The sequence below is a fragment of the Bailinhaonella thermotolerans genome (assembly GCF_003594875.1).
GTDB classification, from domain to species: domain Bacteria; phylum Actinomycetota; class Actinomycetes; order Streptosporangiales; family Streptosporangiaceae; genus Bailinhaonella; species Bailinhaonella thermotolerans.
Genome location: NZ_QZEY01000006.1, coordinates 175288 through 198244 on the forward strand (window position 1 = coordinate 175288; position 22957 = coordinate 198244).

Consider the following 22957-nt stretch of genomic DNA (forward strand, 5'->3'; position numbering starts at 1 on the left):
GCGCTCGCTTAAGGAGCGATGGAAAGGGGCCCGCATGCACTTCCTCGTCAGCCACGCGCTCGCGGCGGGAATCGGCTTCTTCGCCGCCCTCATGCTGGTCATGGCATGGGGGATCCGCAGGGAGGATGCCACGGCGAAGGAGGCGGGGAAGCTCGATCACGAGCCTCTCGGCCCTCTCCTCAGTGGGACGCGGCGACTTCTCGGGCTGCGCGTCCACCGCGGTCCCCGCCGTCGCGCCTGACCTCATGCCCGAATGGCACTCGCGCCTTCCCGCGGAAGGGCTCACACATCGGGCCCCAGGCGCCGCCTCTGCCTATGCCGCCGCCGTCATAGGCAGGGGAAACACTTCGCGCCCGCCCCGCGCGCCCCCGGCCGCCGAGGTCTTCCGAATGCCCCCGGAGCATGGTTACCGATTCATCCGGAATCATCCCTTCCGATGGCTAGACTTCCGATTATCAGGGTCGTTGGGATAGGTGGGAGAGCTCCCGATGGGTGCCCAGCCGCTGTGGCGCGAGATCGCCGAAGACCTCCAGCAGCAGATCGAGAGAGGCGAGTGGCGGCCCGGGGCCCTGCTCCCGCCCGAGGTGGAGCTCAGGGCGAGGTACAACGCCTCCCGCAACACCGTCCGCGACGCCCTGAAATGGCTCTCGACCAGGGGCCTGGTCCAATCCCGAGCAGGCCGGGGCACGTTCGTCGCCGAGACGGTCGACCCCTTCGTCGTCACGATGACGGCCACGGGTCCAGGCGGCGGCGAGACGGACCCCTACCTGGAGGACAGCCGCCTCCAGGGACGCGACAGCACGCTCACCACTCCGCGCGTGGAGATCCAGAAGGCCGACGCCGACGTCGCGGCGGGGCTGCGGATCGGGGAGGGTGAGCTGGTCGTGCTGCGGCACCAGCAGCGCATGGTGGACGGGCGGCCCTGCTCCCTGCACACGACCTTCTACCCCCACCGGCTCGTCGAGGAGGGCGCCGAACGCCTGCGCGTCGCCGACCCGATCCGCGAGGGGGTGTCCCGGTACCTCGACGAGACCCTGGACCTGCGCGAGACCGGCTTCCGGGACCGGCTCATCGCCCGCCCCCCGAACAAGATCGAGAGCATGTTCTTCCGGATCCCCGACGACGGCAGCATCTCGATGATCGGCGTGACCCGCGTCGGCTTCGACCAGCACGGCAGGCCGCTGCGCCTGATCGTCACCGTCTACGCGGCCGACCGCAACCACCTCGTCTACGACATCGGCCAGGTCCCGCCCGCGACCTGACCCCCCGCCGTCCGCGCCCGTACGCCGCACGCCCGTACGCCGCACGCCCGTACGCCGCACGCCCGTACGGCTCGCGCCCGCCGTACGGCCGTCGCGGCGCGCCCGCCGGCCGTACGGCCCGCACCGGACGGGACGGGGCGGTGGCCGTACGGCGTCAGGGGGCGGGGCGGGGGGCCGGGGGGATCGGGTGGGGCGCGGGCGGGGCGGGGCGGCGGGAGAGGCGGCGGCCGAGGTTCTGCATGGGGGCCTCGATCCAGCGGTAGGCGGCCGCGCTGGCGGTGAGCAGGACCAGGAGCGCGAGGACGCCGAAGGCGAGGCGGAGGGACAGGGGCAGGGCCGCGGGGTCGGCGATCAGGCCGTCGAAGGTCTCCATGACGAGGGGGTGGAGGAGGTAGACGGAGTAGCTGATCATGCCCAGCCAGGTGAGGACGCGGGGGATCTCGCGGCCGCGGAGGGCCATCCCCGCCAGGAAGACCGCCCAGGCGACGACCACCGCGCTGGACCAGGTCCACAGGAACACGCCGCGGTCGGAGTCGGTGAGGGACCAGCCCGCGGAGAGCCAGATCGCGGCGGCCACCGACAGGACGGGCACGGCCGCCACCAGGGGGACGCCCCGCCACTTGGGCAGCGTGCCCCGCTCCAGCCGGTAGAGGGCCGTGCCGGAGAACATGGTGGCGAGGATCAGGAACGCCTCCCAGACCCCGACCCGGCTGTTCACCGCCAGCAGGGTCAGTGCCAGCACGCCCAGCACCGCCGCGCCGTACCGCCGGGTCCGCTCGCGGAGCAGCAGGACCATGCCGGCCGCCATCAGGGCGCTCACGCCGTACACGGTCCAGGAGACGCCCAGGGTGCGGGAGATCCAGGCGGCGGGGAGCACGGCGCCCAGGGCCAGGGCTCCCGCCGCGAAGGCGAAGGCCGTCTCCGCGCTGCGCCGGTGGACGCCCGCCACGAACATGGCCGTGACCAGCAGATAGAAGACCATCTCGAAGGACAGGGTCCACAGCACGTTCAGGGCGTTGGGCACGCGGAGCATGTCCTGCAGCATGGTGAGGTGGGCCAGGACGGTGACGTCCGGGCGGTCGGTCATGTCGCGGCCCATGGGGTCCAGGCCGGTGACCGCGAGGAGGATCGCCCCGGCGATCGCGACGAGCCAGAGGGGGTAGAGGCGGAAGAGGCGGCCGGTCCAGAAGGCGCGCACGTCGCCGCGGCGCTCCAGGGACGCCGGGACCACGTATCCGCTGACCAGGAAGAAGACGAGCACTCCGCACTTGCCGGCGTCGAACCACGGCTTGCTGATGGAGAACATCTCGGGGTAGAGCGGGTCGATCGAGTGCTCGAAGACCACGATCAGCGCGGCGACGCCGCGGAGGGCGTCGAGCCAGGCGAGCCGGCGGGGCGCGGGGGGCTGGGGCCGCGCGTCTCCGCGCGGCAGCGTGCTCGTCGCCATCCGCCCAAGAATATTGCCGGACACGCCTAAAATGTCCCGACTGCACAGAACGAGGGGGTGGGCTCGGGTGAACGAGCGTCTCAACACCGGAAGCCATGATCTGCCGGTGCCCGCGGCCTTGGCGGACTTCATGATGACGGGCTGGGCGGACACCACCGCGCCGGACGTCGAGACCGTCCGCGTCGCGCCGTACACCGCCAAGCGCCGGGCCGCGCTGGCCGCGCGCTTCCCGGGAGAACGGCTCGTCATCCCCGCCGGGGGGCTCAAGGTGCGCAGCAACGACTGCGACTACCGCTTCCGGCCGTACAGCGCCTTCGCCTACCTCACCGGCGCGCAGGAGCCGGACGACGTGCTGGTGATCTCGCCGGAGGGGGACGCGACGCTCTTCATGCGGCCCCGGTCGCCGCGCGACGGGCAGGAGTTCTACCGCGACCGGCGGTACGGCGAGTTCTGGGTGGGGCGCCGTCCCGACCTGGCCGAGGCCGAGGCGATGTACGGCATCGCGTGCGCCCACATCGACTCCTTCGACGCGAAGGCGCCGGCCCGGGTGGCCGGGGAGGACGCGGAGCTGACCACGTTCCTGTCGGAGATGCGGCTGGTCAAGGACGAGTTCGAGGTCGCCGAGCTGCAGCACGCGGTGGACGCCACCGTGCGCGGGTTCGAGGACGTCGTGCGCGCGTTCCCCGAGGCGTCGCGGCACCCGCGCGGCGAGCGGTACGTCGAGGGCGTGTTCGGGCTGCGCTCCCGGCTGGAGGGGTACGGCGTCGGCTACGAGACGATCGCCGCGGCCGGGGCGCACGCGTGCGTGCTGCACTGGATCCGCAACGACGGGCCGCTGCCGCGCGGGGACATGCTCCTGCTGGACGCGGGCGTCGAGACCGACTCCTTCTACACCGCCGACATCACCCGCACGCTGCCCGTCTCCGGCACGTTCAGCCCGGTGCAGCGGCAGGTCTACGAGCTGGTGTACGAGGCGCAGCAGGCGGCGATCGCGACCCTGCGGCCGGGTGCGCGCTTCCGCGACTTCCACCTCGCCGCGATGCGCGTCATCGCCGAGGGCCTGCGCGAGTGGGGCGTCCTCAAGATCTCGGCGGACGAGGCGATGGACCCGGACTCGGGCCTGCACCGCCGGTACACCCTGTGCAGCAGCGGCCACATGCTCGGCATCGACGTCCACGACTGCGCCCAGGCCCGCGCCTCGGCGTACCTGGACGGCGTGCTGGAGGAGGGCCAGGTCCTCACGGTCGAGCCCGGCCTCTACCTCCAGCCCGACGACCTCACCCTCCCGGCCGAGCTCCGCGGGATCGGCGTCCGCATCGAGGACGATCTGGTCATCACGGCCGACGGGGCCCGTCTCATGTCCGGCGCCCTCCCCCGCCACCCCGACGAGATCGAGTCCTGGATGGCCGACCTCCTCCCCTGAGCCCCTTGAGCAGAGGAAGCCCGCGCCCCCCCGGTCACGGCGCCGGGGGGCGGCCGGCCTGTTTCTCGGCCTCCAGGCGGAGGGTCTCGGGGCTGGGCGGGGTGGCCAGGAGTGCGGTCACCAGGTCGATGAGGTGCTCGGTGAAGAGGCGGTCGTCGGTGTGCGGGGCGGTGCGGGCCCGGCGGGCGAGTTCGCCGACCGTGAAGCGGTAGGCCACGAAGCGGCGGTGGAGCCTGAGGGCGTCCTCGGTCAGGTGGGGGGCGACCATCATGCGCCAGCGGTACATGCTGTTGGAGGGGTCGTCCAGCGCGGCCGGGTCGATCCAGGGGCGGGCGCGGTTCATCAGCTCGGCCTGGATCCGCAGGTAGGCGGGGCCGCCGTCGGTGTCGGCGAGTTTCGCGGCCAGCGGGCGGACCAGGATGGCGGCGAGGTCGCGCAGGGAGGGGTCCCGCGCGGCGTCCAGGAGGGCGTGGCGGCGGGCGTCCACGCCGGCGTGGTGCTTGGCGAGGAGGGCCGCGACCAGGCCCTCGCGGTCGCCGAAGTGGTACTGCAGGGCCGTCACGTTGCGCGCCCCGGACGCCCGCACGATCTCGCGCAGGCTGACCGCGTCCACGCCCTCCTCGGCGAACAGCTCCTCCGCCGCGGCGATCAGCCGCTCGCGCGTCCCCGCGCCCCCGCCGGCCCGTCCTCCGCGCTCCCCGGTCCGCATCGCTCCCCCGCCCTCGACGTCTAATGCACGCGCATCATACGGTCCCGCGCGCGCCCGCGAGCGGACTCCCCGATCTCGTCGGAGGCCCCCTCCGCCGTCCAGGGGCGTACGGCGGGACGCCCGGGGCGGGCGCCCGCCGTACGGCCGGGCGGTCAGCGGGGGTTGGCGGCGGCGCCGGCCAGGCTCTTCTCGCCCGTGTGCGGGGCGGGGCGGGTGACCTCGACGACGTCGATGACGACGCAGGTGATGTTGTCGGGGCCGCCACCCTGGTTGGCCAGCTCGATCAGCCTGCGGACGGCCTCCTCGCGGTCGTCCACGTCGGTGAGGATCTCGTGCAGCGTCTCGGGCTGGACGACGCCGGACAGGCCGTCGGAGCAGAGCAGGTAGCGGTCGCCGGGCACCACGGTGCGCATCACGAGGTCCGGCTCGGCCGAGCCGGTGCTCTGCAGCGCCCGCATCAGCATCGAGCGGCGGGGGTGCTCGGCCGCCCGCTCGGGGTCCATCCGCCCGTCGTCCACCAGCGACTGGACCAGCGTGTGGTCCCGCGTGATCTGGTACAGCTTCCCGTCGCGCAGGAGGTATCCCCGTGAGTCCCCGACGTGCGCCAGCGCCATGCGCCCGTCGTGCCAGAGCACGGCCGTCAGCGTCGTGCCCATGCCTTCGAGGGACGGGTTGCGCTCGGCCAGGTCCTTCAGCCGGTGGGAGGCGTCGGCCACCCCGGCCGACAGCGCGGCGATCAGGTCCACCCCGCCCAGGTCCTCGGGCAGCCCGTCGTCCAGGTCGGACAGCGCGGCCACGGCAACGGAGCTGGCCACCTCGCCCGCGGCGTGCCCGCCCATCCCGTCGGCCACCGCGAGCAGCCGGGGACTCGCGTAGGCCGAGTCCTCGTTCAGCTCGCGGCGGAGGCCGGTGTCGGACCCGACGGCGTAGCGAAGCTCAAGCAGCCCGTTGTCTGTCATGGTGGAAGTGAACCACTGGTTGAATGAATTCACAAGCAGAGACTTGGTGGACCGTTCGCACGCGATCCCCTAGGGTGGGAGTGGTGAGCAACCAGGACCCCACCGTGAACGCGGGCGACATCGCCCGGCTGGCCGACGTGGGGCGCGCCGCGGTGAGCAACTGGCGCAGGCGGCACGAGGACTTCCCCCGTCCTGTCGGGGGCACCGCGTCCAGCCCGCTGTTCTCCTTGCGAGAGATTCAAGACTGGCTGCGCCGCAACGGCAAGCGACACCGCCTGTCCGACGCCGATCTGGCCTGGCAGCGCCTCCGCGCCTCCGGCGACGACCTGCGCCTCGGCCACCTCGTCGGGCGCGCCGGGGCCTTCCTGCTGGGCCTGCGCGACCCGGCCCTGCGCAAGGGCCTGCCCGGCGACCCGGGCGACCTCGACGACCCCGGCCTCGCCCGGCTGCTCACCGACCTCGCCGAGGAGCGAGGCCACCGGGAGGCGTTCGAGTTCCTCTGCGAGCGCTACGCCGAGGCCCACTCCCGCCAGCTCTTCGTCACCCCGGCCCCCACCGCCGCGCTCATGTCCAGGCTGGCCCTCCCCGCAGGCGGGGGCACGCTGCTCGACCCCGCCTGCGGAGTCGGCACCCTGCTCCTCGCCGAGGGCGCGCCCGGCGGCCGTCCCGCCCGCGCCCTGGGCCAGGAGCTGGGCGAGGCGGCGGCCCTGATCAGCGCCGTACGGCTGCGCCTGGCCGGGCTGGAGGCGCACATCGTCGCCGGGGACTCGCTGCGTGACGACGCTCTGGACGGCGAACTCGCCGACGCCGTCGTGTGCGACCCGCCCTTCAACGAGCGCGCGTGGGGGCACGCCGAGCTGACCGGCGACCCGCGGTGGGAGTACGGCACCCCGCCCCGCGGCGAGCCGGAGCTGGCCTGGGTCCAGCACTGCCTGGCCCACGTGCGCCCCGGCGGGCTCGTCGCGATCCTCATGCCCACGGCCGCCGCCGGCCGCCGCCCGGGCCGCCGCATCCGCGCCAACCTGTTACGGGCCGGGGCCCTGCGCGCCGTCGTGACCCTCCCCGGCGGCGGGCCCGACCTGTGGCTGCTGCGCCGGCCCGTGCCCGGCGAGCGGCCCCGCTCGCACATCCTGCTCATGGAGGCGGAGGACCTCTCGGCGGTGCCCGCCGCGTGGGAGGCGTACCTCGCCGACCCCGAGGCGCCGCCCGCCGTACGGATCATCGAACTCCTCGACGACGACGTGGACCTGAGCCCGGCGCGGCAGCGGCTGCGCGAGCGGGGACCCGACCTGGGGGCGGACTTCGCCGCGGCGCTGGAGGCGTTCTCCGCGCCCTCGGCCGGGCCGCCGGAGCTGGACGTGCTGGACGAGCCGCAGCGCCCGCCGACGACGACCATCGGGGAGCTGGCCAAGGCCGGGCTCGTCACCGTGCACCACTCCCCCGTGCGGCCCCCGTCCGGGGACGGCGAGACGCCGGTGCTGCTGGCCGACGACCTCGTGGAGGGCACGACGCCGACCGGGCGCGCGCCGTACGACTCGGGGCTGACTGAGCTGCGGGCCGGGGACGTGGTGGCCTCGCCGATCGGGCACGTGCGGGTGCTGGGCGAGGACCTGGAGCCGGGGACGGTGCTCGGGCCGAACCTGACGCTGTACCGGGTGGACCCCGAGCGGCTGGACGCCCACTTCCTCGCCGGGTTCCTGCGGTCGGCCGACCTGCGGCCCAACGTCAGCCACAGCCGCCTGGACGCCCGCCGGACCCGCGTGCCCCGGCTGAGCCTGCGCGGGCAGCGGGCGTACGGCGAGGCGTTCCGGCGGCTGGCGGCGCTGGAGGACGAGGTGCGGCGGCGCGCCGAACTCGGGCGGACGCTGGTCCGGCTAGGCTTTGACGGTCTGATCGACGGCCATCTGCGGCCGAGAAGCCGGCCCGAGGTCCCGCATGCTCATCGCTGACCGATACGAGCTGGACGAGCTCCCGCTCGGCCAGGGCGGCATGGGCGCGGTCTACGGCGGCCACGACAAGCACCTCGACCGCCGGGTGGCGGTGAAGTTCCTCCAGCTCCCGGGCGGGCGCGACGCCGAGCTCGAACGCCGGTTCATCAGGGAGGCCCGGATCCTGGCCCGGCTGGAGCACGCGGGCGCGCCCATCCTGTACGACTTCGGGATGTTCGAGCACCGGTTGTACCAGGTGATGCAGTTCATCGAGGGCGTGACGGTCGCCGACCTGGTGAGCGAGCACGGCCCGCTGCCGGTGCCCTGGGCGGCCGCGATCGCCGCGCAGGCGTGCGCCGTGCTGGCCGCCGCCCACTCGCTGTCGATCTGCCACCGCGACCTCAAGCCGACCAACCTCATGCTGTGCCCCGACGGCGGGGTGAAGGTGCTGGACTTCGGGCTGGCCATGCTGCGCGAGACCGACGTCGCGCAGTTCACGCGCAGCGGGCAGATCCTGGGCACCCCCGCCTACATGGCCCCCGAGCAGATCCAGCGGGGCGTCGCCGGGCCGCGCAGCGACCTGTACGCCCTCGGGTGCGTGCTGCACGAGATGCTCACCGGGCGGCAGCTCTTCACCGGGCCCACGGCGTACGCGATCTTCGAGAAGCAGGTCAAGGAGCCGCCGCCGCGCGTCCCGGGCGCGCCGGCCGAGCTGGACCGGCTGCTGTCGGCCCTGCTGGAGAAGGACCCGGAGAACCGGCCCCCCGACGCCGGGTCGCTGTTCGAGCGGCTCCAGCCGTTCGCGGTGGACCTGCCCATGCTGCCGGGGTTCCTCACGCCGCCCTCGGTCCCGAGCCCGGGGCGGATGTACGCCCGCGTCCTCGGCCGGGTCCTCCCCTGCGACTGACCTCCCGCCGCCGGAAGCCCGGCTCATGCCGTACGGCGGCGCGTGCCGTCCCGTGGCTCATGCCGTACGGCGGCGCGTGCCGTCCCGTGGCTCATGCCGTACGGCGGATGGACGGGGCTCATGCCGTGCTTTCCGGGCGGAGACCGGGGGTGCGGGGGGCGTCCGGGGAGAGGGTGTTCACTCTTAGGTGAGGCGTGACTACACCGGGTTCCGGAGATGTCTCCGCCGGAGGTAGGGGATCCTCTCCCGGCCCGGAGAGCAGGGCTTTCCCTCGTGCCACGATGACCGCGTGGATGAACTCGCCTACTTCCCCGCCCACCGGCTGGCCCGCATGATCGCCGCCGGAGAGATCGGCTCGCGCGAGGTGCTCGGGATCTACCTCGACCGCGTCGAGAGGATCAACCCGCACGTCAACGCCATCGTGACGCTCGACGCCGAGCGGGCGATGGAGCAGGCGTTCCGGGCCGACGAGATCCGGGCGCGGGGCGGTTCGCTGGGGCCCCTGCACGGGGTGCCGATGACGGTGAAAGACAGCGTGGAGACCGCCTGGGTGCGCACCACGTGCGGGCTGCCGGGGCTGTCCGACCACGTGCCCGCCGAGGACGCGCCCGTGGTGGGCCGGCTGCGCGCCGCGGGGGCGGTGATCTTCGGCAAGACGAACACCCCCGCCCTGGAGTCCATGGCGATCACCGAGAACCCCCTGTTCGGCGTGACGCGCAACCCGTGGGACCCCACGCGCACCGCCGGGGGCTCCTCGGGCGGCTCGGCGGCGGCCCTGGCGGCCGGGCTGACCGCCCTGGAGCTCGGCGGCGACGACGCGGGGTCCAACCGCATGCCCGCCCACTTCTGCGGGGTCTTCGGGCACAAGCCCACCCACGGGTTCGTGCCGACGCTCGGCCACATCCCCCCGATGCCGGGCAGCCACGCGCAGCCCGACCTCGGCGTGCTCGGCCCGCTGGCCCGCTCGGCGCGCGACCTGGAGATCGCGCTGCGCGTGACCGCGGGCCCGCTCGACGACCAGGCCCTGGCCTGGCGGCTCACCCTGCCCGCCGCCCGCCCCTGGCCGATGCGGGTGGCCTACTGGTTCGACGACCCCTACACCCCGCTCGACGACGGGGTGCGCCTGCGCCTGGAGACGGCGGTCAAGGCGCTGAAGGACGCGGGGGCCGAGGTGACGCAGGTGCACCAGCCGATGGGGAGCCTCGCGGCCCACCACCGGATGTTCACGGTGCTCAGCGCCTCGCTCTTCAGCCACGTCCTGCCCGAGGAGGAGTTCGCCGGGCACGTGGCGCGGGCGTCGGACCAGGGCAGGGCGGGGGACTACGCCCGAGGCGTGCTCACGAGCAAGCGCGAGTGGAACCTCGCGGACGAGGAGCGGTGCCTCCTGCGCGCCCGCTGGGCCGACTTCTTCACCCACTACGACGTCCTGCTCACCCCCGTCGTCCAGGCCACCGCCTTCCCCCACCCGCGCGACCCCGGCGAGCGCCCGATCACCGTCAACGGGCAGCGCGTCTCCCCCGACATCCCCATCAACGCCTGGACCGGCCTGGCCAGCGCGGCACTCCTCCCCGCCACCGCCGCCCCCGTCGGCCTCAGCCCCGACGGCCTCCCCGTGGGCATCCAGATCATCGGCCCCCACCTGGAGGACCTCACCACCCTCACGCTCGCGGCCCACCTCGAAGCCGCCCTCCCCCCGTCCTTCCCCGCCCTCTGATCCACCTCCACCCCTCCCACCACCCGCGCGGCCCCTCCCCCCGGCCGCGCGGGTGGGCATATCCGCGCCTCCGCACCGCATCACGCCGAGCCGCCATCGCGAGGCCCGCCGTACCGGACCGGCCTCGCGATGGCTGGGCGGCCAGGTTTTCCCGCTTTGCCGGCGAAGCCTGTCATTTGCAGTGATTACATGATTTCATCGGGCTCGTGATCGTTGAGTACATCCGCTACCGCGTCCCCGACGGCGGCGGGGACCGGTTCGAGGACGCCTACGCCCGCGCCGCGACGTCGCTGGCCGCCGCCCCCCAGTGCCTGGACTACGAGCTCAGCCGCTGCGCGGAGGAGAAGGACGTCTACATCCTGCGCATCACCTGGACGTCCGCCTCCGACCACCTGGACGGCTTCCGCCGGGGCGAGCACTTCCCCGCCTTCTTCGCCGAGATCAAGCCCTACGTGACGGCCATCGAGGAGATGCGCCACTACGAGCCGACCGGGGTGCGCGGCACGGGCGGCGCGGTGCCCACCCTGTACGCCTGGGCCGGCGGCGCCGAGGCGTTCGAGCGCCTGACGGAGATCTTCTACCGCCGCGTCCTGGCCGACGACCTCCTGGAACCCCTCTTCCGCCACATGGACCCCGAGCACCCGCGCCACGTCGCCCACTGGCTGGCCGAGGTCTTCGGCGGGCCCGCCCGCTACACCGACGAGCACGGCGGCTACCCCCACATGCTCTCCAAGCACCTGGGCAAGGGGATCACCGAGGCGCAGCGCCGCCGCTGGGTCGCACTCCTCCACGACGCGGCCGACGACGCGGGCCTCCCGACGGACCCCGAGTTCCGCGCCGCGTTCGCGAGCTACCTCGAATGGGGCACCCGCCTGGCCCTGGCCAACTCCCAGCCCGGCGCCACCCCGCCCCGCAAGGCCCCCGTCCCCCGCTGGGGCTGGGGCGTCGCCCCGCCCTACCAGGGCTGACCCGGTCACCGTACGGCGGGCGAGCCCCCGGCCCGAGGCATGCGCCCCGCCGCACCGGGGCGGACGCCTCTCGCCGTACCCGGGGCGGACGCCTCGCCGTACAGCCTGCGCGGGCGTCTCGCCGTACAGCGGGCGGGCGTCTCGCCGCGAGCCGGCGCCCCTCCGGACGTACGGCGGCCGCTTCCGGCACGCGCTCCGCCCGCCGTACGGCAGGCCGCCCGTCCCCCGGCGCGGGCGCTCGCGGCGAGGCGGACCCCACCCTTCGCGCAAGAGGCTCAGTGCCCGCCGTACAGAGGGGCGGGGAATGGGCGGGGATGTCGTCGATGGGGTGGTTTCCCGGGAAAGTGGTGTGATCTTCTTTCCCCATGACGGATCCATTGGAGGAGCGGCGGCTCGCGGGTGAGGCCGTGCGGGTCGTGGCGGACGCGGCGGGGCCGTACCTGGAGTCGCTGGCCACCCGGCCGGTCAACGACGCGGAGGCGGCGGGGCTGATCGACGGGCTGGGCGGGCCGTTGCCGGAGAAGGGCGACGGGACGATGGAGAGCGTCCGGCGGCTGGTGTCCATCGGCACGGCGGCCGCGACGCATTCGAGCGGGCCCCGGTTCTTCCACTTCGTGGTGGGCGGGACCACTCCGGCGGCGCTGGCCGGGGACTGGCTGACGTCCCTGCTCGACCAGAACCCGGGGAACTGGATCGCCTCCCCGCTGGCGACGACGGCCGAGACCGTGGCGCTGGGCTGGCTCAAGGAGTTGTTCGGCCTGCCGGAGTCGCACGGGGCGGTGCTCACGCCGAGCGCCACGTTCGCCAACTTCACCGGCCTGGCCTGCGCGCGCCACTGGTGGGCCGAGCGGCACGGTGTGGACGTGACGGCCGACGGGCTGGCGGGGCTGCCGCCGATGCCGGTGCTGTCCAGCGGGTACGTGCACGTGAGCAGCCGGAAGGCGCTCCAGATGCTGGGCCTGGGCCGGGACACCGTACGGCGGTTCGCCCGAGACGACTCCGGGCGGGTGGACCTGGCGGCGATGGAGCGGGCGCTGGCCGAGCTGGACGCCCCCGCCGTGATCATCGCCAACGCGGGCGAGGTGAACACCGGGGACTTCGACCCGATCGACGCGATGGCCGACCTGGCCGAGCGGTACGGGGCCTGGCTGCACGTGGACGGCGCGTTCGGCCTGTTCGCGGCCGTGTCCCCGCGTACGGCGCACCTGCTGCGCGGGGTGGCGCGGGCGGACTCGGTGATCGGCGACGGGCACAAGTGGCTCAACGTGCCGTACGAGAGCGGGTTCGCGTTCGTGCGCGACGTGACGCGGATGGGCCGGGCGTTCGGCGCGTGGGACGCCCCCTACCTGCCCGGCGCGGGCGACGACCACCTCAACTACGCCTTCCTCGGGCCGGAGTCCTCGCGGCGGGCGCGCGCCTTCCCCATCTGGGCGGCGCTCCGGGCGTACGGCCGCGAAGGGCACCGCGCGATGGTCGAACGCCACCTCGACCTCGCCCAGCGCCTCGGCCGCCTCGTCGAGGAGGCCCCCGACCTGGAGCTCCTCGCCCCGGTCCGGCTCAACATCGCCTGCTTCCGCTACCACCCGCCCGGCGTCCCCGAAGACCGCCTCAACGACCTGAACAGCCGGCTCGGCGCCGCCCTCCTGGCCGACGGCCGCGTCTACGCCGGCACCACCGTCTACCGGGGCAAGACCGCCCTCCGCCCCGCCATCGTCAACTGGAGCACCACAGAGGCCGACATAGACCTCCTGATCAAAGTCATCCAAGACCTGACCCCCACCCTCACCCCCTAACCCCTCAACTCCACCATCCCCGCCCTTCGCTCATCGCGTCCCCGCCCTAGTCCCTCGCCCACCCCCGGCCCACCGCCCCCGCTCATCGCTCCGCGCCCACGCTCACGTTCCCCACTCCCCGCTCGGCCCTCCCCGCCCGACTTCGCCGGCCTCCCCTTCGCCGTGATCATGCAGTTTTAATCACACCCCGTGCGCAAAAGTGCATGATCACGGCGAGGAGGGGCTCGGAGGCTGGGGGGTGGGGGTGGGGGTGGGGGTGGGGGCGGCCGGGCGTTGGGCTTGGTGGGCTAGCGCTTGGTTGGTTGGTCGGGTCATTATCGGGGGGTCTCGTAGGGAGGAGTCGCTGTGGGTGAGGACGCTGGGCCGGGCGGGGGCGGCGGGCGGCAGGATTATTCGGGGGCGTTCGATCCGGACTTCCGGTATGAGGATCTGTCGAAGGAGGCGCTGGTCCGGCTGGTGCGGGAGTACGCCCTGATCGTGCATCTGCTGGACAGGTCGGTGTTCGCGGCGATCGGGATGCGGTACGGCCAGCAGGCGGTCGAGGAGATCGCCATCGACGAGTGGCGCGGGGCGAGCCCGATCTACGGGGAGCGGCTGCGGCGGATCCTCAACATCGAGGGCGACGACTGCGCGGCGATCTTCAAGGTGCTCCAGGTCGACCCCGGCTTCCCGCACCACTACATGGACGTGCGCTACGAGGTCGTGGACGAGAAGCACGGGTACTTCGAGCTGAAGTCGTGCGGGGCGCTGCTCGACGTCGAGCCGTGGGGCGAGCGCGCCGTACGCGGGATGTGTCACACGATCGAGGACGGCACGTTCGACGTGACCGCGCAGGCGATCAACCCGAAGGCGCGCATCCGGGCGGTGCACCGGCCGCCGCGCGACCCGGCCGGCCGCGTGCCGCACTGCCGGTGGGAGCTGACCATCGACGACGACACCGAGGTCCTGCCCGAGGCCGACATCACCCGCCTGACCAGGGGGACCACCGCCGCACGCGCCGTCTTCCCGCCGATGCGCGACGGCACCCCGCACATCCCGGAGCCGCCGTCCGCCGGATGAATCCCGCTTTGGGCCTTGTCAGTCCTCACTTACCGGACTACTTTCCGGACAGGTGTCCAGTGAGGGAGCGCAGCCCATGCCCGAACCCCTTCTCGGTACGGCGGAGCCGGGCGGCGTCCCGGGCGCGGCGCGCGAGGCCGTACCGGAGGAGGCTCCCCGGCGGCGGCTGACCGGGCGGCAGGCGGCCACGGTGGGGAGCCTGGTCGAGGCGGCCGTGGCGGAGCTGCGGGAGCACGGGTACGACGGGCTCACCGTGCGGAACGTCGCCCGGCGCGCGGGGGTCGCGCCCGCCACCGCGTACACCTACTTCGGCTCGAAGGACCACCTGGTCACCGAGGTGTTCTGGCGCCGGTTGCGCGCGCTCCCCGACCCCGCGCCGGGCCCCGGCGACTCCCTGGCCGCCCGGGCCGTGGCCGCGCTGCGGGACGTGGTGCTGCTGGTCGCCGACGAGCCCGCGCTCGCCCGGGCCTGCACCGCGGCGATGCTCACGAGCGAGCCCGACGTGCGCCACCTGCGCGAGCGCATCGGCGGCTGGATCCACCGCCGGCTGGCCCACGCGCTCGGGCCCGCCGCCGCGCCCGGGGTGCTGGGCGCGCTGGAGCTGGCGTACACCGGCGCGATGGTGCAGGCGGGCATGGGCCACCTCACCTACGAACGCATGGCCGACCGGCTGACCGAGGCCGCCGAGCTGATCTGCGGAGGCACCGCGTGAGGTTGCGTTACAGCCCGTTCGACTACGCCGTCCACGAGGACCCGTACCCGATCTACGCCCGCCTCCGCGAGGAGGCCCCGCTCTACCGCGACGAGGAGCTGGGCTTCTGGGCGTTGTCGCGCCACGCCGACGTGGTGGCGGCGTTCCGCGACTCCGAGACGTACTCCAGCGCCAACGGCGTCTCCCTGGAGCCGACCGCGTGGGGCCCGCACGCCCACCGGACCATGTCCTTCCTGGCCATGGACCACCCCCGGCACACCCGCATGCGCGCCCTGGTCAGCCGCGGTTTCACCGTACGGCGGGTGCGCGATCTGGAGCCGCGGATCCGCGAGCTGACGCTGCGGCACCTGGAACCGGCACTGGAGAAGGGGTCCTTCGACCTGATCGCCGACTTCGCCGGGAAGCTCCCGATGGACGTGATCTGCGAGCTGATGGGCGTTCCCGGGGCCGACCGCGACGAGCTGCGCGCCCTGGCCGACGTGGTCGTGCACCGCGAGGAGGGACTCAACGACGTGCCCCCGGCCGGCATGGAGGCGTCGCTGCGCCTGGTGGCGTACTTCGAGGAGCTCATCGCCGAACGCCGCCGCGTCCCCCGCGACGACCTGACGAGCGCGCTCCTGCGGGCCGAGATCGACGGCGACCGCCTGACGGATCGCGACGTCATCGCCTTCCTCTTCCTCATGGTCGTCGCGGGCAACGAGACCACGACCAAGCTCCTGGGAAACGCCTGGTACTGGGCGTGGCGCAACCCGGACCAGCGGGCGGCGGCGTTCGCCGGCGCGATCGACCCGTGGATCGAGGAGACCCTGCGCTACGACACCTCCTCCCAGTCCATCGCCCGCACCCCCACGCGCGACCTGGAGCTGTACGGCTCCCGCGTGCCCGCGGGCGAGCCGATGGTCCTCATCGTGGGCTCGGCCAACCGCGACCCCCGGGTCTTCCCCGACCCCGACCGCTACGACCTGACCCGCGACACCTCGCAACTGGTGAGCTTCGGCAGCGGCCGCCACTTCTGCCTGGGCGCCTCCCTGGCCCGGCTGGAGGCCCGCGTCGCCCTCACCGAACTGGTCCGCCGCGTCAGGACGTACGACATCGACCCCGAGGGCGCCCGCCGAGTCCACTCGGCCAACGTCCGCGGCTTCGCCACCCTCCCCACCACCGTCAAGGTCCCCTGATGCCCAGATCCGCCATCAGCGCGTACGGCCCGGCGCCCTCCCTCCCCGCGCCCGTGACCCTGCAATGCCGCCCCGCCCCCGGCCCCACCCGAGGCCCCGGCCGGTGTCCACCCGGGGGCGGAATCGCAAGATCACGAGAAGGGCCGGCGGGCCGAGGGGCGGGCCCGATCGCGGGCGGACGAGTGGGCGGAGGCGCGCAAGGGGGCGTGCGGGGGTCCCGGCCTGCGGGCGCTCGGGGGCGGTCTGTGGGTGTGGGGGTTCTGGAGGGGCTGCGAAGGAGGGCGGCGTGATGGGGCGGGAGCATCCGAGCGTGCGGGCGGCGGTGGTCACCGGGGGGTCGGCGGGGATCGGGGCGGCCATCGCGCGGGGGCTGGGGGCGGCGGGGCATCCGGTGGCGGTGGGGGCGCGGCGGGTGGAGCGGTGCGAGGAGGTGGCGCGGCGGATCCGCGAGGACGGCGGGACGGCGGTGGCGGCGGCGCTGGACCTCACGGACCCGGACTCGGTGAAGCGGTTCGCCGCGGTGGCCGAGGAGGCGCTGGGGCCGATCGAGATCGTCGTGTCGAACGCGGGGGCACTCAGCCCGGACCCCGTGGGCGACCTGGACGCCGACCGGTTCCGGGCCCAGCTCGACGTGAACCTCGCCGGGCCGCAGCGCCTGGTCTCCCTGCTGCTGCCGGGGATGCGGGAACGGCGGCGCGGCGACCTGGTGTTCGTCAGCTCCGACGTGGTGCGGGCGCCGCGGCCCCGGATGGGGGCCTACATCGCGGCCAAGCACGCGGTCGAGGGGCTGGCCCGCACGATGCAGATGGAGCTGGAGGGCACGGGGGTGCGCGCCTCGATCGTCCGGCCGGGACCGACGGGCGGCACGGAGATGGGCGCCGACTGGGACCCCGCGACCCTGGTCGAGGTGCTGGACGAGTGGGTGCGCTGGGGCGTGGCCCGGCACCAGCGGTTCCTGTCCCCGGACGCGGTCGCGGCGGCGGTCCTGGCCGTCGTCTCCGCGCCGCCCGGCACCCACCTGACCCTCGTCGAGGTGGAACCCGAGGCCCCGCTGCGCAAGAGAGCCCCGGCGGACGACGGCCCGCACGACCAGAGATCACCGCGACCCGGGGAGGGGTGACCGCGTGACCGGCACGAGCGTGCAGAGTCCTCCGAAGGTCTCGGGGGACGACCACATGGAGGAGTTCCGCACCGACCCGATCTCGCTGATGTGGCGGGTGCGGCGCGAGTGCGGCCAGGTCGGGGAGTTCTCCCTGTCCGGGCGGCCGGTGGTGCTGCTGACCGGGGCCGAGGCCAACGAGTTCTTCTTCCGCGCGCCGGACGAGGACCTCGACCAGGCCGAGGCGTACCCGTTCATGACGCCGATCTTCGGCGAGGGCGTGGTGTTCGACGCGCCGCCGGAGCGCCGCCGCGAGATGCTGCACAACCAGGCGCTGCGGGCGCAGCAGATGCGCGGGCACGCCGAGACGATCGAGGCCGAGGTCCGGGAGATGACCGCCGGCCTCGCCGACGAGGGCGAGTTCGACCTGCTCGACTGGTTCGCCGAGCTGACGATCTACACGTCCTCCTCGTGCCTGATCGGCCGGAAGTTCCGCCGCTCGCTGGACGGCCGGTTCGCGCGCCTCTACCACGACCTCGAACGCGGGACCGACCCGATCGCGTTCGTGGACCCGTACGCCCCGATCGAGAGCTTCGCCCGCAGGGACGCGGCCCGCGCCGAGCTGGTCAGACTGGTGCAGGAGATCATGGACGCCCGCGAGAGGGACCCGGGCGAGGACCGCGACCTTCTCGACGTCCTGATGTCGATCAGGCACGGCGACGGGACGCCGCGCTTCTCGGCGGACCAGGTCACCGGCATGTTCATCTCGATGATGTTCGCCGGGCACCACACCACCTCCGGCACCGCCGCCTGGACCCTCATCGAGCTGCTGCGCCGCCCCGACCTCATGGCCGGCGTGGTCGCCGAGCTGGACGAGCTGTACGCCGGGGGCGCGGCGATCAGCTTCCGGGCGCTGCGGGAGATCCCGCTGCTGGAGTCGGCGATCAAGGAGGCCCTGCGCCTGCACCCGCCGCTGATCATCCTGATGCGCAAGGTCAAGACGCCGCGGACCGTCCTGGGGTACGAGCTGGCGCCGGGCAAGCTGGTCGCCGTCAGCCCGGCGGTCTCCAACCGGCTGCCCGGGGACTTCCCCGACCCGGACGGGTTCCGGCCGGAGCGGTACGCCGAGCCGCGGCAGGAGGACCTGGTCAACCGGTGGACCTGGATCCCCTTCGGGGCCGGGCGGCACCGCTGCGTGGGCGCGGCGTTCGCGATGATCCAGCTCAAGGCGGTGTTCTCGGTACTGCTGCGCGACTGGGAGTTCGAGCTCGCGCAGCCGTCCGAGACGTACCGGAACGACCACAGCAAGATGGTCGTCCAGCTCGAACAGCCCTGCGCCGTCCGCTACCGGAGGCGGCGCGGAGCGGCGGGCCCGCGAGCCGGCGGCGCGGGACGAGCGTCCCGGGGGACGGCGGAGGAGGAGCGCGCGGGACGCGGCGCGTGGATCCGCCTGGACCGCGACCTGTGCCAGGGCCACGCCGAGTGCGAGCTGGCCGCCCCCGAGGTCTTCGCGGTGCCCAAGGGGGGCGTCGCCGAGATCCTCGACCCCGAACCCCCCGAGTCGCTGCGCGCCGCCGTGCGCGAGGCCGTCCGTAACTGCCCCACCCAGGCGCTCAGGCTGGAGGACTGAATGCCCGCCTACCCCCGTGAAGAGCTGGAGGAGATGGTCGAGCGCTGGCTCGCCGCCAACCGCGAGTGCGAGGCGCGCGGCGACTGGCGGCCGCTGGCCGATCTCTACACCGAGGACGCCACCTACGGCTGGAACCTCGGGCCGCGCGACGAGTTCATGGCCGTCGGCCGCGAGGAGATCCGCGACGTCGCGCTGGGCCTGGAGATGGGCGGCCTGGACGGCTGGAGCTACCCGTACCAGCGGATCCTGATCGACGACCGGCAGGGCGAGGTGGTCGGCTTCTGGAAGCAGGTGGCCGACGCCAAGCGCCCCGACGGCTCGCCGTACGAGGTGCCGGGCATCGGCGGGAGCTGGTTCCGGTACGGCGGGGGCGGCAGGTGGTCGTGGCAGCGCGACTTCTTCGACGTGGGCAACGCGACCGCGCTGTTCGTGGAGATGATGGAGGCAGGGACGCTCAGCGACGGCATGAGGCGGCGGATGGACCGGCTGGCCACGCGTCCGCCCGGCTGGTACCGGATCGGCCGCGCCCCGGCCGGGTTGTGGGACTGACCCGTGCTGATCGACGGGAAGATCCGCCCGGGCGAGTCGGTCTTCGACTCGATCGACCCGGCGACCGAGGAGGTGGCCGCGACCGTCGCGGACGGCACCGCCGCCGACATGGACGCGGCGATCGCGGCGGCGCGGCGCGCGTTCGACGAGGGGACCTGGGCGGCCGACCTGGACCTGCGGGTGCGCTGCCTGCGGCAGTTGCGCGACGCCCTGCGGCGCAACGCGGCCGAGCTGCGGGAGCGGACGGTGGCGGAGGTGGGCTGCCCGGTGCTGCTCACGCGCGGGCCGCAGTTCGACACGCCCGTGGCGGACCTGGGCTGGTTCGCGGACCTGGCCGAGGCGTACGCCTGGCGGACCGACCTCGGGGAGGCCGCGCCGATGGGCATGCGCAGCCGACGGTGGGTGCTGAAGGAGCCGGCCGGGGTGGTCGGGGCGATCACGCCGTGGAACTTCCCCCACCAGATCAACCTGGCCAAGCTGGGCCCGGCGCTGGCCGCGGGGAACACGGTCGTGCTCAAGCCCGCGCCGGACACGCCGTGGTGCGGGGCGGCGGTAGGAAGGATCATCGCCGAGGAGACAGAGATCCCACCCGGGGTGGTAAACATCGTCACCTCCTCCTCGCATGAGCTGGGCGCGCGGCTCGCCGCCGACCCCCGGGTGGACCTGGTGTCGTTCACCGGATCCACGGCGACCGGGCGGGCGGTCATGGCCTCCGCCGCCGCCACGATCAAGCGGGTCTTCCTGGAGCTGGGCGGCAAGTCCGCGTTCGTCGTGCTCGACGACGCCGACCTGGCCGCGGCCTGCGCGACGGCGGCCTTCGCGGTCTGCGCGCACGCCGGGCAGGGCTGCGCGATCACCACCCGGCTGCTCGTGCCGCGCGCCCGGTACGCCGAGGCGGTCGAGGCGACGGCCGAGACGATGCGGGCGATCGGCGTGGGCGACCCCCGGGACCGGGGCACGATCTGCGGGCCGCTGATCTCGGCCCGGCAGCGGGACCGGGTGGAGGGGTACCTCCGGCTCGCCCGCGAGGAGGGCGGCGGCTTCGCCTGCGGGGGACGCCGCCCGCCGGATCGCGACCGGGGCTTCTGGATCGAGCCGACGCTGATCACCGGGCTGCCCAACGAGGCGCGGGTCGCCCAGGAGGAGATCTTCGGCCCGGTCCTCGTGGCGATCCCGCACGACGGCGACGACGACGCCGTGCGGCTGGCCAACGCCTCGCCGTACGGGCTCTCGGGGGCGGTGCACTCCGAGGACCCGGAGCGGGCCTGGGCGGTCGCGCGGCGGCTGCGGACCGGCACGGTCAGCGTGAACGGCGGCCAGTGGTACGGCGGGGACGCCCCGTTCGGCGGCTACAAGCAGTCGGGCGTCGGGCGCGAGATGGGCGTGGCCGGGTTCGAGGAGTACCTGGAGACCAAGACGGTGGCGGAACCCGCCTGAGAGGTGTGCGATGGGGAGATTCGAGGGAAAGGTCGCGATCGTCACCGGGGCGGCGCGCGGGATCGGCGAGGCGTACGCGCGGGCGCTGGCGGGCGAGGGCGCCTCGGTGGTGGTCGCGGACCTGGACGCCGAGCGCGGCGCGAAGGTCGCCGAGGCCGTGGGCGGCGTGTTCGCGCGGGTGGACGTGTCGGACCCGGACTCGGCCCGGGCGATGGCGGACCTGGCCGTGGAGCGGTACGGCGGGATCGACTTCCTGGTCAACAACGCCGCGATCTACGGCGGCATGCGGCTCGACCTGCTGATCACGGTGGACTGGGACTACTACAAGCGCTTCATGGCGGTGAACCTGGACGGCGCGCTGAACTGCGCCCGCGCCTGCTACCCGCACATGCGGCGCGGCGGCGCGATCGTCAACCAGTCCTCCACGGCCGCCTGGGTGTACTCCGGCTTCTACGGCCTGGCCAAGGTCGGGGTGAACGGGCTGACCCAGCAGCTCGCGCACGAGCTGGGCGGGCGCGGCATCCGGGTCAACGCCATCGCGCCCGGCCCCACCGACACCGAGGCCACGCGCACGGTCGTGCCCGAGCCGTACATCGGCGACCTGGTGAAACAGTTCGCGATCAAGCGGCTGGGCACGCCGGCGGACCTGACGGGCATGCTGCTGTTCCTGCTGTCGGACGAGGCGTCCTGGGTCACCGGCCAGGTCTTCAACGTGGACGGCGGGCAGGTGTTCCGGGCATGAGCGAGCACGCCGCCCCCCGAAACGGCGGGCCCGCCGCCCCCGGGGCCCGCGAGCACGCCGCGAAGAGCGTCACGGCCGTGCGGGCCGGGTTCGTGGGGCTGGGGCAGATGGGCGAGCCGATGGCGCGGCGGCTGCTCGGCCGCGACGGCGGGCTGGTCGTCTGCGACGTACGGCCGGAGGCGGTGCGGCCGTTCGCGGAGGCGGGGGCGCGGACGGGGGCGGACCCGGCGGCCGTGGCGGCGGCGGCCGACGTGATCTTGGTGATGGTGCGCGACGACGCGCAGGTCCGGGAGGTGGTCGCCGCGATGCTCCCGGCCGCCGCGCGCGGGACCGTGATCGCGATCCACTCCACGATCGCCGACGGCACGGCCGAGGAACTGGCCGCGCGGGCGGGGCCGTACGGCGTGGAGATCGCGGACGCGCCGGTCAGCGGCGGCTTCATGGGCGCGCACGAGGGGAACCTGGCGGTCATGCTCGGCGCGTCGGAGGCGGCGGCGGAGCGCTGCCGGGCGGTGTTCGGGGCGTGGGCGGGGCTGATCGTGCGCGTGGGGCCGCCGGGGGCCGGGACGCGGGCCAAACTGGCGCGGAACCTGCTGCAGTTCGTGGCGTTCGCGGCGGCGTTCGAGGCGCAGCGGCTGGCCGAGGCCGCGGGAGTGCACCTGCGCGACCTGGCCCGGGTGGTCCGCCACTCCGACGCGGTGACCGGCGGTCCCGGCGCCATCATGATCCGCGACACGACCGCGCCGGCGCCGGAGGGCGACCCGCTGCGCGACATCCTCCTGCACACCCGCGCCCTGGCCGAGAAGGACCTCTCCCTGGCCCTCGACCTGGCCGCCGACCTGGACGTGGACGTGCCCCTGGCCCGCATCTCCCGGGCCCGATTCGCCCGCGACCTGGGAGTCCCCCACCCCTGACCCGCCCCGGTCAGACGCGGCGCACGCCCCGGGGAGCCGGCCCGGAAGCCGCGCGGGGCCGGACCGCGGGAGACCGGAATCGTGAAGGAGGAGGCCATGGAGGGTGACGCGCGGGCCCGCGGGCTGGCGAAGATGCGCGAGGTGTACGGCTGGGACGTCGGCGACGGGGATCACGGCGACTTCGTGCGGATGACCGTGGACCACCTGTTCGCCGAGGTGTGGAGCCGGGAGGGGCTGTCGCTGCGGGACCGGCGGCTGCTGCTGGTCGGGCTGCTCGTGGGCCAGGGCCTCGACGACGTGACCGCCCTGCAACTGGACTGCGCGCTCAACCAGGGCGACCTGACCCCGCGGGACCTCCGGGAGATCGTCCTCTTCCTGACCCACTACGCCGGCTGGCCGCGCGGGGCCAAGCTCAACCAGCAGGTGGAGGATCTCCTGGCCCGCCGCCACCGCTGACGCCGTACGGCACGCGCCACCGCTGACGCCGTACGGCACGCGCCACGCCGGGGCGGGCCGAAACACCGCCACGG

21 protein-coding genes are annotated in these 22957 nt (G+C 74.0%); 18 read left to right on the top strand and 3 right to left on the bottom strand.

Features of this window, described 5'->3' with window-relative positions; translation table 11 throughout:
- Positions 1-34 precede the first annotated feature (34 nt).
- Positions 35-241: a hypothetical protein gene (locus D5H75_RS18480; protein ID WP_119927717.1), complete on the top strand. Its 207-nt coding sequence runs from the start codon at positions 35-37 to the stop codon at positions 239-241.
- Positions 242-488: 247 nt separating this feature from the next.
- Positions 489-1262, top strand: coding sequence for a GntR family transcriptional regulator (locus D5H75_RS18485; protein WP_119927718.1), 774 nt, complete (start codon positions 489-491; stop codon positions 1260-1262).
- Positions 1263-1416: 154 nt separating this feature from the next.
- Here the strand turns inward: D5H75_RS18485 and D5H75_RS18490 are convergent, their stop codons facing one another.
- Entirely contained in the window at positions 1417-2709 is a 1293-nt protein-coding gene (locus tag D5H75_RS18490; protein ID WP_119927719.1) for an acyltransferase family protein, read from the bottom strand.
- A gap of 31 nt (positions 2710-2740) precedes the next feature.
- Here D5H75_RS18490 and D5H75_RS18495 point away from each other — a divergent pair, with 31 nt between their 5' ends.
- Positions 2741-4132: an aminopeptidase P family protein gene (locus tag D5H75_RS18495; RefSeq protein WP_119927720.1), complete on the top strand. Its 1392-nt coding sequence runs from the start codon at positions 2741-2743 to the stop codon at positions 4130-4132.
- Positions 4133-4166: 34 nt separating this feature from the next.
- On the opposite strand, the gene D5H75_RS18500 is transcribed toward D5H75_RS18495, so the two are convergent.
- Both D5H75_RS18500 and D5H75_RS18505 read right to left on the bottom strand, forming a co-directional pair.
- On the bottom strand, positions 4167-4841 hold the full coding sequence (locus D5H75_RS18500; RefSeq protein WP_119927721.1) for a TetR family transcriptional regulator: 675 nt from the start codon (positions 4839-4841) through the stop codon (positions 4167-4169).
- Between the two features lie 152 nt (positions 4842-4993).
- A complete protein-coding gene (locus D5H75_RS18505; RefSeq protein WP_119927722.1) occupies positions 4994-5800 on the bottom strand; it encodes a PP2C family protein-serine/threonine phosphatase in 807 nt (268 codons plus the stop codon).
- A gap of 83 nt (positions 5801-5883) precedes the next feature.
- Here D5H75_RS18505 and D5H75_RS18510 point away from each other — a divergent pair, with 83 nt between their 5' ends.
- The 15 genes from D5H75_RS18510 to D5H75_RS18580 all read left to right on the top strand — a co-directional run bounded on the left by D5H75_RS18510 (position 5884) and on the right by D5H75_RS18580 (position 22883).
- Positions 5884-7749, top strand: coding sequence for an HsdM family class I SAM-dependent methyltransferase (locus tag D5H75_RS18510; RefSeq protein ID WP_242454345.1), 1866 nt, complete (start codon positions 5884-5886; stop codon positions 7747-7749).
- Positions 7736-8635 carry a serine/threonine-protein kinase gene (locus D5H75_RS18515; RefSeq protein WP_119927724.1) on the top strand — a complete coding sequence of 300 codons (900 nt, stop codon included), beginning with the start codon at positions 7736-7738 and terminating at the stop codon, positions 8633-8635. Before D5H75_RS18510 ends, D5H75_RS18515 begins: the two co-directional genes overlap by 14 nt.
- Before the next feature lie 289 nt (positions 8636-8924).
- Entirely contained in the window at positions 8925-10349 is a 1425-nt protein-coding gene (locus D5H75_RS18520) for an amidase family protein (RefSeq protein WP_119927725.1), read from the top strand.
- A 206-nt stretch (positions 10350-10555) separates the two neighbouring features.
- Complete coding sequence (locus D5H75_RS18525) at positions 10556-11317, top strand: group II truncated hemoglobin (RefSeq protein ID WP_119927726.1); 762 nt, start codon at positions 10556-10558, stop codon at positions 11315-11317.
- Between the two features lie 365 nt (positions 11318-11682).
- Entirely contained in the window at positions 11683-13110 is a 1428-nt protein-coding gene (locus D5H75_RS18530; RefSeq protein WP_119927727.1) for a pyridoxal phosphate-dependent decarboxylase family protein, read from the top strand.
- Positions 13111-13455: 345 nt separating this feature from the next.
- Positions 13456-14169, top strand: a complete 714-nt coding sequence (locus tag D5H75_RS18535) for a hypothetical protein (protein ID WP_119927728.1) — start codon at positions 13456-13458, stop codon at positions 14167-14169.
- A gap of 76 nt (positions 14170-14245) precedes the next feature.
- Positions 14246-14881, top strand: a complete 636-nt coding sequence (locus tag D5H75_RS18540; protein WP_119927729.1) for a TetR/AcrR family transcriptional regulator — start codon at positions 14246-14248, stop codon at positions 14879-14881.
- On the top strand, positions 14878-16056 hold the full coding sequence (locus D5H75_RS18545) for a cytochrome P450 (RefSeq protein WP_202638282.1): 1179 nt from the start codon (positions 14878-14880) through the stop codon (positions 16054-16056). Before D5H75_RS18540 ends, D5H75_RS18545 begins: the two co-directional genes overlap by 4 nt.
- Before the next feature lie 289 nt (positions 16057-16345).
- Positions 16346-17176, top strand: coding sequence for an SDR family oxidoreductase (locus D5H75_RS18550; RefSeq protein ID WP_119927731.1), 831 nt, complete (start codon positions 16346-16348; stop codon positions 17174-17176).
- Positions 17177-17180: 4 nt separating this feature from the next.
- Entirely contained in the window at positions 17181-18785 is a 1605-nt protein-coding gene (locus tag D5H75_RS18555; protein WP_277949953.1) for a cytochrome P450, read from the top strand.
- Entirely contained in the window at positions 18786-19334 is a 549-nt protein-coding gene (locus tag D5H75_RS18560) for a Cif family virulence factor (RefSeq protein ID WP_119927732.1), read from the top strand.
- Positions 19335-19337: 3 nt separating this feature from the next.
- Positions 19338-20771 carry an aldehyde dehydrogenase gene (locus tag D5H75_RS18565; RefSeq protein WP_119927733.1) on the top strand — a complete coding sequence of 478 codons (1434 nt, stop codon included), beginning with the start codon at positions 19338-19340 and terminating at the stop codon, positions 20769-20771.
- A gap of 10 nt (positions 20772-20781) precedes the next feature.
- A complete protein-coding gene (locus D5H75_RS18570) occupies positions 20782-21513 on the top strand; it encodes an SDR family oxidoreductase (protein WP_119927734.1) in 732 nt (243 codons plus the stop codon).
- Positions 21510-22427 (top strand): NAD(P)-dependent oxidoreductase, encoded by a 918-nt coding sequence (locus D5H75_RS18575; protein ID WP_119927735.1) that lies wholly within the window; start codon positions 21510-21512, stop codon positions 22425-22427. The genes D5H75_RS18570 and D5H75_RS18575 overlap by 4 nt, the downstream gene beginning before the upstream one ends.
- Positions 22428-22523: 96 nt before the next feature.
- Positions 22524-22883: a carboxymuconolactone decarboxylase family protein gene (locus tag D5H75_RS18580; RefSeq protein ID WP_119927868.1), complete on the top strand. Its 360-nt coding sequence runs from the start codon at positions 22524-22526 to the stop codon at positions 22881-22883.
- Positions 22884-22957 lie beyond the last annotated feature (74 nt).

Coding starts and splice junctions, on each gene's coding strand:
- D5H75_RS18580 (WP_119927868.1), top strand. CDS start 22,524: ATGGAGGGTGACGCGCGGGCCCGCGGGCTGGCGAAGATGCGCGAGGTG.
- D5H75_RS18560 (WP_119927732.1), top strand. CDS start 18,786: ATGCCCGCCTACCCCCGTGAAGAGCTGGAGGAGATGGTCGAGCGCTGG.
- D5H75_RS18550 (WP_119927731.1), top strand. CDS start 16,346: ATGGGGCGGGAGCATCCGAGCGTGCGGGCGGCGGTGGTCACCGGGGGG.
- D5H75_RS18490 (WP_119927719.1), bottom strand. CDS start 2,709: ATGGCGACGAGCACGCTGCCGCGCGGAGACGCGCGGCCCCAGCCCCCC.
- D5H75_RS18570 (WP_119927734.1), top strand. CDS start 20,782: ATGGGGAGATTCGAGGGAAAGGTCGCGATCGTCACCGGGGCGGCGCGC.
- D5H75_RS18505 (WP_119927722.1), bottom strand. CDS start 5,800: ATGACAGACAACGGGCTGCTTGAGCTTCGCTACGCCGTCGGGTCCGAC.
- D5H75_RS18485 (WP_119927718.1), top strand. CDS start 489: ATGGGTGCCCAGCCGCTGTGGCGCGAGATCGCCGAAGACCTCCAGCAG.
- D5H75_RS18500 (WP_119927721.1), bottom strand. CDS start 4,841: ATGCGGACCGGGGAGCGCGGAGGACGGGCCGGCGGGGGCGCGGGGACG.
- D5H75_RS18540 (WP_119927729.1), top strand. CDS start 14,246: ATGCCCGAACCCCTTCTCGGTACGGCGGAGCCGGGCGGCGTCCCGGGC.
- D5H75_RS18575 (WP_119927735.1), top strand. CDS start 21,510: ATGAGCGAGCACGCCGCCCCCCGAAACGGCGGGCCCGCCGCCCCCGGG.
- D5H75_RS18515 (WP_119927724.1), top strand. CDS start 7,736: ATGCTCATCGCTGACCGATACGAGCTGGACGAGCTCCCGCTCGGCCAG.
- D5H75_RS18530 (WP_119927727.1), top strand. CDS start 11,683: ATGACGGATCCATTGGAGGAGCGGCGGCTCGCGGGTGAGGCCGTGCGG.
- D5H75_RS18480 (WP_119927717.1), top strand. CDS start 35: ATGCACTTCCTCGTCAGCCACGCGCTCGCGGCGGGAATCGGCTTCTTC.
- D5H75_RS18495 (WP_119927720.1), top strand. CDS start 2,741: ATGTCCCGACTGCACAGAACGAGGGGGTGGGCTCGGGTGAACGAGCGT.